We start from the raw sequence: 8,028 nt of genomic DNA, 5'->3' as shown, positions 1-8,028 counted from the left end.
TTTCGGGCGGCGAACAGCAGCGGGTGGCTATCGCGCGGGCGATTGCGGCCAATCCATCGCTTCTGCTGGCGGATGAGCCAACTGGAAACCTGGATGAGGAAACCGCGGGCCGCGTCTTTGACTTGTTCGTTTCCATGGTTCGGGATCGGGGGCTGGCTGCGGTGATTGCTACGCACGATCTGTCTCTTGCTGGGCAAATGGACCGGCAGCTGCATCTGTCGGCAGGCGTGCTTCACGAATCTTGAGCGCATGCGCTTTTGCGGCTACTCTAAACCCCTCACTAGGGAGAGGGGGAGACAATGGAATTACTCGCAAACATGAACTGGCTTGCCGTGCTTTTGGGCGCGGTGATTTATATGGCTGTTGGCAGCATCTGGTATGGCCCCATCGCGGGGAAAGCCTGGATGGCTGAAATGGGCTTGACGGAAGAGGAAATCAAGGCATCTGGCAGTCCCGCCAAGGCAATGGCCCAAAGCTTTGTGGCGGCCTTGTTTCTGTCAGCAGGTCTTGAATTCATCCTGTCGATGCAGTCTTTCGCGGACGGCGGCTGGATGGGCGGCGTGCAGGTTGGCTTTGTCCTGTCCGTCCTGATAATCGGTGGCGGCACGTTTGCCAATTATGCCTTTGAGAACAAGACACTACGTCATTTTCTCATTCATATGGGCAACATCACGCTTGCAATGATGGCAATGGGCGCGATGATGGGCGCCTGGAACTAACCAAAAGGGTCTGGAGTAAGATTTTATGAGCCACGCGGGCTTTGTGCATTTGCGCGTTCACACGGCATATTCGCTCTCTGAGGGAGCGATTCATGTCAAAGACCTGGTGAAACAGTGCGTGGGGCACAAGATGCCCGCCGTGGCCATGACCGATACGGACAATATGTTCGCGGCGCTTGAGTTCTCATCATATGCGACAGACGCTGGGGTGCAGCCCATCATTGGCGTTACCCTGCATGTGAAGAACCCTTTCAAGGATCATCAGGCGAAGGGCAAGAAGACTGCCAAGCCAGACCAGCTAGTGCTGCTGGCGCAATCTGAGCTGGGCTATCAGAACCTGATGAAGCTGGTCTCGAAGGCGCACCTCGAGAGCGATCCACAATCCGGGGTTCAGTTCCCGTTTGAAGGCTTCAAGGGGCTGACGGAAGGCATCATCTGCCTGACGGGTGGCGTGTCCGGCCCCATCGGCGCTCTACTCCTGGAGGGTAAGAAGGAAGAGGCGGACCTGTGCCTGCGGTCGCTGAAGACGCTGTTTGGCGATCGGCTTTACATGGAAATCCAGCGCCACGGCATGTCGGCTGAGGAGCAGACAGAGGAAGACTTCCTTGATCTGGCTTATGACCACGATATCCCGATCGTGGCGACCAACCAGCCCTTCTTCGTCGGGCCTGACATGTATGAGCCGCACGACGCGCTTCTGTGTATGGCGGAAAGCACCTATGTGGCTGTGCAGGACCGCCGGAAGCTGAATCCGGAGTATCGCTTCAAGGAAGCTGATGAGATGATAAATCTCTTTAAAGATATTCCGGAAGCAATTGAAAATACAATGAATATTGCACATAGGTGTGCGTATAAGGTCGACAAGATCGATCCGCTTTTGCCCAACTTTACCCGCGGCCTTGACCTGTCTGAGGCCGACCTGTTGCGCCAGCAGTCCGAAGACGGCCTGCGCGAACGCCTGGATATCAAGGCCAAAGAAGAAAGCCTGACGCCTGGCAAGGACCAGGAGTGGGAAAAGGAATATTGGGACCGGTTGGATTATGAGCTGGGCATTATCAACCAGATGGGGTTCCCGGGCTACTTCCTGATCGTTGCGGACTTCATCCAGTGGGCCAAGGACCACGACATTCCTGTTGGTCCAGGCCGTGGGTCCGGCGCGGGCTCGGTGGTTGCATGGGTGCTCAAGATTACCGATCTCGACCCGCTTCGCTTCTCGCTGCTGTTCGAGCGTTTCCTGAATCCGGAACGGGTATCCATGCCCGACTTTGACGTCGACTTCTGCCAGGACAAGCGGGAGAAGGTGATCCGTTATGTGCAGGACAAATATGGCTATGACCATGTGGCGCAGATCATCACCTTCGGTAAATTGCAGGCCCGAGCGGTTGTAAAGGCCTGTGGCCGGGTGATGCAGCAGCCGCACGGCCAGACAGACCGCCTGTCGAAGATGATTCCGAACGACCCTGGGAACGCCATGAGCCTGCAGGAGGCGATCGACAGCGAACCCAGGCTGCAGGCTGAGATCAACAATGACGAGCTGACCAGAAGCGTGATGGACCGGGCGTTGAAGCTCGAAGGCTTCTACGCACACTCATCCACCCACGCGGCGGGCGTGGTGATTGGTGACAGGCCACTCGATCAGCTGGTGCCGCTTTACCGCGACCCCAAATCCGACATGCCAGTTACCCAGTTCAACATGAAATGGGTGGAGCTGGCTGGCCTTGTGAAGTTTGACTTCCTCGGCCTGAAGACACTCACGGTGCTTGACCGCGCTGTTCACTATATCCGTGATCGCGGCATTGAGGTGGACCTTGCCCATGTGCCGCTTGAGGATGGTCCTGCTTATGAATTGCTCGCAAAGGGCGATACGGCGGGCGTGTTCCAGCTCGAGAGTACCGGGATGCGGTCGGTCCTGAAGGGCCTGAAGCCGGATAAGTTCGAGGATATCATCGCAATTGTGGCCCTGTACCGCCCGGGGCCCATGGAAAACATCCCAACCTATATCGACCGCAAGCACGGGCGGCTTGAGGTCGAATACCCGCATCCGATCCTTGAGGAAATCCTAGGCGAAACCTACGGCGTGATCATCTACCAGGAGCAGGTGATGCAGATCGCGCAGGTCATGTCCGGCTACAGCCTTGGGGAAGCAGACATCCTGCGGCGCGCCATGGGCAAGAAGATCAAGGAAGAGATGGACAAGCAGCGGGGCCGCTTCTGTGACGGCGCCGTTGAGCGTGGCATTGACGCGGAAAAAGCTAGCTATATCTTTGATCTTGTAACGAAATTCGCAAGCTACGGCTTCAACAAGTCCCACGCTGCGGCTTATGCGCTGGTGGCCTATCATACGGCATACCTGAAGGCCAACTTCCCAGTGGAGTTCATGGCGGCGATCATGACGCTGGACCTCGGGAACACCGACAAACTCGCGGCCTTCAAGCAGGAACTGCAGCGCATGGAAGTGCCGCTACTGTTGCCCGACATCAACCGCTCTTTCGTACCCTTTGTGGTCGAAACAGTTGAAGAACCTTATAGTGACGAGGAAGATCCACGCCACAACCTGGGTGTTCGCTATGCGCTTGGCGCCATCAAAGGCGTCGGTGAAAAGGCCATGGAAAGCATCATCGAGGAACGCGAGAAGAACGGCCTGTTCAAGGATATCTTCGATTTTGCCGAGCGTGTGGACCCCAAATATCTCAACAAACGCCAGATAGAGCGTCTGGCCTCGGCTGGCGCGTTCGATAGCCTTGAGCCCGACCGGGCAAAGGCCTATGCGGCGGCCGAGATGGTCATGCGCGTGGCCCAGATGGAAGCCAAGGAACGCGAAAGCGACCAGGTCAGCCTGTTTGGCGGGGAAATGGCCAAGAGCGTGGATCGCCCAAGCCTGCCGCAGGTCAGAAGCTGGACGGACACTGAAGCCCTTGAGTATGAGAAAAACGCGGTCGGTTTCTATATTTCAGCCCACCCACTGGATACATACGACACGATCCTGCAGCGCGAACGCATCATTCCCGCCAAGGAGGTCTATACCGATCCAGGCCTTATCGGCCAGACGGTTCGGATGGCAGGCGCAATTGCAGGCTACCGCGAGGGCAATACCAAGCGCGGCAGCAAATTTGGCCGCCTGACCCTGTCTGACCGCTCGGACGCCTTTGAGATCATGGCATTCGAAGATGACCTGGACGCCATCCGTGCCCGGGTGGAGGAGGGGTCCCCTGTGGTGGTGTCCGTCCAGATCAGAAAGCGGGATGATGACGACAGCATCGGCCTCTCGTGTCGCGGTATTGAAAGCCTGGAGCATGTGGCTTCGCAGTCTTCCAAGGGGCTGTTTGTTGAGGTGGAATCGGAAAAGGCCTTTACCGGCATCAAAGCCGCCCTAGATCGTAAAGCAGGCGGCAAAGGCCGCGTGACCATGCGGGTGCCGGTGGCTGATAACAGTCGCTATGCCGAATTCAAGCTGCCGGGGCGCTTCAAGGTGACGCCGGAACTGAAACAGGCTGTTGCCGCTGAAATGGGTGTTCTGTCCGTAGAGGAAGTATAACTTGGACCATAGCCGCAAGATCGCTTTTCCCAAACCAGCCTCGTCCATCATGGTGATCCGTGACGGGCAGGGTGGCTTGGAAGTCCTGATGATCGAACGGGCCAAAACCATGAAGTTCGCACCCGGCGCTTTTGTGTTCCCCGGCGGCAAGGTCGACAAGGCCGACATGCAGGGTTGGCGCTGGCAGGGCATCACCACCGGCCGCAGCGCCATGCGCGATTTCCCTTACCGGGTTGCGGCGCTTCGGGAACTCTATGAAGAAGCGGGTATACTACTGAGCGACAAGTCACCCAAACGGGCGCTTGCGAACGCAGCCCCGTTCGCCAGCATGGTGCGCATGGCTGGCGTGAAGCTTGATATCCTAAATATGGTGCCGTTCGCCCATTGGGTGACACCGGAACCTATGCCGCGCCGGTTCGACACGCACTTCTATCTGGCGCCCCACAACGGCGATACAGCGCTGCATGACGGCAATGAAGCCATTTCCTTTCGCTGGGTGAACCCCCGGCGCATTCTGGATGACTGGGAAAACGACCGTATTCCGCTGATGTTCCCGACACGCCTTAATTTGATGAAACTGGCGCGGGCCACCACCGTGAATGAAGCGCTCAGGCAGGCGCGGCGTGCAAGGGTTATCCGCACTTTGCCTGTGGTTCATATGGGCCAGGCCGGGGTAAAACTGACCATCGATCCGGCAACCGGGTTCGGCGTTACGGCGGCCACGCCGAAAGAACTTTCCGTCGAAGCGAGCGGAATAGCAAAAAAAGCTTGATCTACCCCCATTAAAGGCCTATACGACGCGCGACTTCACACGTGGGTGAAGGCTTCCTGCTGTGTTGGCAGGCCGCCATCCGGTGTTTCGGGAAATGGTTTTCCGATACGCACGCCCACGGAGGCTTAACCGGAAAAGGAGTAGTATTATGGCGATGCCAGTAGTCGACATGCGCGCCCTCTTGGAAGCAGGCGTTCACTTTGGTCACCAGACCCACCGTTGGAACCCGAAAATGGCGCCGTTTATCTTCGGCGAGCGTAACGGCGTTCACATCATTGACCTGTCCCAAACCGTTCCATACTTCCAGCGTGCTCTGCAGGCTGTTCGTGACGTTGTTGCCGGCGGCGGCCGCGTTCTGTTCGTTGGTACAAAGCGTCAAGCATCCCCAATCATTGCTGAAGCTGCAAAGCGTTGCGGCCAGTACTATGTAAACCACCGTTGGCTCGGCGGCATGATGACCAACTGGCAGACCATCAGCCAATCCATCAAGCGCCTGAAGCAGCTCAACGAGCAACTCGGTCAAGAGCACACTGGTCTGACCAAGAAAGAAACTCTGCAGCTGACGCGCCTGCGCGACAAGCTCGAGCTTTCCCTGGGCGGTATCCAGGACATGGGCGGTCTGCCAGACATTATTGTTGCTGTTGACGTAATCGGTGACGACCTCGCGATTGCTGAAGCCAACCGTCTGCACATCCCTGTTGTTGGCGTTATCGACACCAACTCCAAGCCAGAAGGCGTTGATTACCCAATCCCAGGCAACGACGACGCGACCCGTGCGCTGCGTCTGTACTGCGACCTGCTTGCTGAAGCAGCTCTGGACGGTATTCAGGCTGAACTGGCTGCTCAGGGCGTTGACCTTGGTGCTCAGGCCGCTCCAGTTGAAGAAGCTGTGGCTGAAACTGAAGTTGAAGCTGAAGCTGCACCAGCTGAAGAAGCTGCTGCTGAAGCTCCAGCCGAAGAGAAGAAGCCAGCGAAAAAAGCTGCTGCAAAGAAGGCTCCAGCCAAGAAAGCTGCGCCTAAGAAAGCTGCAAAAGCTGCTGACGCCGACAAGGCTGAGTAACACTTTTCATAGCGGGCTCCCGAAAGTCTCGGCTTTCGGGGGCTTCCTCATATCTACACTTTAGATCTCCACAGATCGTAAGGGGAATTCCGATGGCACAAATTACTGCCGCACTTGTAAAAGAACTGCGTGAGACTTCCGGCGCAGGCATGATGGATTGTAAAAAAGCGCTTGCAGAAACAGACGGCAACCTTGAAGCCGCTGTTGACTGGCTGCGCACCAAAGGTCTTGCTGCTGCTGCGAAGAAATCCGGCCGCGTTGCTGCTGAAGGCCTTGTTGGCGTTAAAGCGGCTGGCACCAAAGCCGCTGTAATCGAAATCAACTCCGAAACTGACTTCGTTGCCCGCAACGAGAAATTCCAGAAGTTCGTTGGCGACCTGGCTGGCGTTGCTCTGGAAGTTGGTACCGATGTTGAAGCAATTGCTGCTGCAACCTACCCAGGTTCCTCCAAGCCAGTTTCTGAAGTCCTGACCGACAATATCGCAACCATCGGCGAGAACATGACTATCCGTCGTGCCGCTGTTGCTGAAGTTGAAAGCGGCCTTGTTGCTTCTTACATCCACAGCGCTGTTGCTGATGGCATGGGCAAAATCGCCGTTCTGGTTGCCCTGAAATCCGACGCTGGTGAAGACGTTCTGGCGCCTCTGGGCAAACAGCTTGCAATGCACATTGCCGCTGCCAACCCAGCGTCCCTGTCTGAAGCTGACCTGGACCAGGAAATCGTAGAGCGCGAGAAGCAGGTACAGATCGAGAAAGCCAAGGAATCCGGCAAGCCAATGGAAATCATCGAGAAGATGATCGTTGGCCGTATGCGCAAGTTCCTTGAGGAAATCGTTCTTCTGAAACAGACGTTCGTTATCGACGGCGAAAGCAAGATCGAAGACGTAATTGCAAAAGCTGCGAAAGACGCTGGCACTGCAATTGAACTCGTAAGCTTCGTACGCATGGAAATGGGCGAAGGTCTCGAGAAGAAAGAAGACGACTTCGCTGCGGAAGTGGCTGCTGCTGCAGGCGTTTAAGGCGCACCGCCAAAGAGTTGAAAAGCCCAGGAGGTTTCTCCTGGGCTTTTTTATGAGGTATTCCGCCAGCCAAGTGCGGCGTTGAAGCTAAGCGCATTTTTATTTAAAACTTCGGTAGCCTTGTCCCGCCCAAGCGGATAAGCTGCTGCGGGCAAGAATAAACACCAGATTTCAAGGTGTAAGGGGAGATACTGGCTGATGTCCAATGAGCCAAGATTTAAACGTGTATTGCTGAAACTTTCGGGCGAAGCGCTGATGGGCGACGGCAGTTATGGGATCGATCCTGTAACGGCTAACCGGGTGTCCCAGGAAATTAAACGCGCCCGGGAAATCGGCACCGAAGTATGCGTGGTTGTCGGTGGCGGCAACATCTTCCGCGGCATCAAGGGTGCTGCAGAAGGCCTTGACCGGTCCACAGCCGACCATATGGGCATGCTGGCGACTGTGATGAACGCGCTGGCGCTTCAGAATGCGCTCGAGAAGGTGGGCGTGGACACACGGGTACTGTCTGCCATTCCGATGGCCAGTGTGAGCGAGCCCTATATCCGCCGCCGGGCGATCCGCCACCTGGAAAAGGGGCGCGTGGTTATCTTCGCAGCCGGTACAGGCAACCCATTCTTTACAACGGACACCGCCGCAGCCCTACGGGCAGCTGAGATGAACTGTAATGCGCTTCTGAAGGGCACACAGGTTGATGGTGTCTATAACGCGGATCCGAAAAAAGACCCGTCGGCTGTCCGCTATGAGCACCTGTCCTACATGGATGTGCTGCGGCAGGACCTGAAAGTCATGGACGCATCGGCGATTTCGCTGAGCCGCGAAAACAATATTCCAATTGTTGTCTTTTCTATTCAAACGCAAGATGAGCTGGTGAAGGTCCTTCAGGGCGAAGGAACCTGCACAATCGTGGGTGAGGAATAAAC

7 protein-coding genes are annotated in these 8,028 nt (G+C 56.4%); all 7 read left to right on the top strand.

Going from position 1 to position 8,028, the window contains the following annotated elements; translation table 11 throughout:
• Nucleotides 1–245 (top strand): ATP-binding cassette domain-containing protein (locus B3Z17_RS19160; RefSeq protein ID WP_286831553.1); only part of this gene is annotated, 245 nt, incomplete at its 5' end.
• A gap of 54 nt (nt 246–299) precedes the next feature.
• On the top strand, nt 300–719 hold the full coding sequence (locus tag B3Z17_RS19155) for a DUF1761 domain-containing protein (protein ID WP_286831551.1): 420 nt from the start codon (nt 300–302) through the stop codon (nt 717–719).
• 25 nt (nt 720–744) lie between these two features.
• On the top strand, nt 745–4,254 hold the full coding sequence (gene dnaE / locus B3Z17_RS19150) for a DNA polymerase III subunit alpha (protein ID WP_286831548.1): 3,510 nt from the start codon (nt 745–747) through the stop codon (nt 4,252–4,254).
• 1 nt (nt 4,255) lies between these two features.
• Nucleotides 4,256–5,026, top strand: coding sequence for an NUDIX hydrolase (locus tag B3Z17_RS19145; RefSeq protein WP_286831545.1), 771 nt, complete (start codon nt 4,256–4,258; stop codon nt 5,024–5,026).
• A 148-nt stretch (nt 5,027–5,174) separates the two neighbouring features.
• Entirely contained in the window at nt 5,175–6,086 is a 912-nt protein-coding gene (rpsB, locus tag B3Z17_RS19140) for a 30S ribosomal protein S2 (protein WP_333697608.1), read from the top strand.
• A gap of 92 nt (nt 6,087–6,178) precedes the next feature.
• The gene (gene tsf / locus B3Z17_RS19135; RefSeq protein ID WP_068306073.1) at nt 6,179–7,105 is read left to right on the top strand and encodes a translation elongation factor Ts; all 927 of its coding nucleotides are present in this window, start codon (nt 6,179–6,181) and stop codon (nt 7,103–7,105) included.
• Nucleotides 7,106–7,303: 198 nt separating this feature from the next.
• Nucleotides 7,304–8,026, top strand: a complete 723-nt coding sequence (gene pyrH / locus B3Z17_RS19130; protein ID WP_068306076.1) for a UMP kinase — start codon at nt 7,304–7,306, stop codon at nt 8,024–8,026.
• The last annotated feature ends 2 nt before the right edge of the window (nt 8,027–8,028 follow it).

This window comes from Kordiimonas sp. UBA4487, assembly GCF_002389025.1.
GTDB classification, from domain to species: Bacteria; Pseudomonadota; Alphaproteobacteria; order Sphingomonadales; family Kordiimonadaceae; genus Kordiimonas; species Kordiimonas lacus.
This window is presented reverse-complemented; position numbering and strand designations above follow the sequence as displayed.

Bases quoted from the DNA above. Each gene is read 5' to 3' on its own strand.
- B3Z17_RS19155 (WP_286831551.1), top strand. From the start codon at position 300: ATGGAATTACTCGCAAACATGAACTGGCTTGCCGTGCTTTTGGGCGCG.
- dnaE (WP_286831548.1), top strand. From the start codon at position 745: ATGAGCCACGCGGGCTTTGTGCATTTGCGCGTTCACACGGCATATTCG.
- rpsB (WP_333697608.1), top strand. From the start codon at position 5,175: ATGGCGATGCCAGTAGTCGACATGCGCGCCCTCTTGGAAGCAGGCGTT.
- tsf (WP_068306073.1), top strand. From the start codon at position 6,179: ATGGCACAAATTACTGCCGCACTTGTAAAAGAACTGCGTGAGACTTCC.
- pyrH (WP_068306076.1), top strand. From the start codon at position 7,304: ATGTCCAATGAGCCAAGATTTAAACGTGTATTGCTGAAACTTTCGGGC.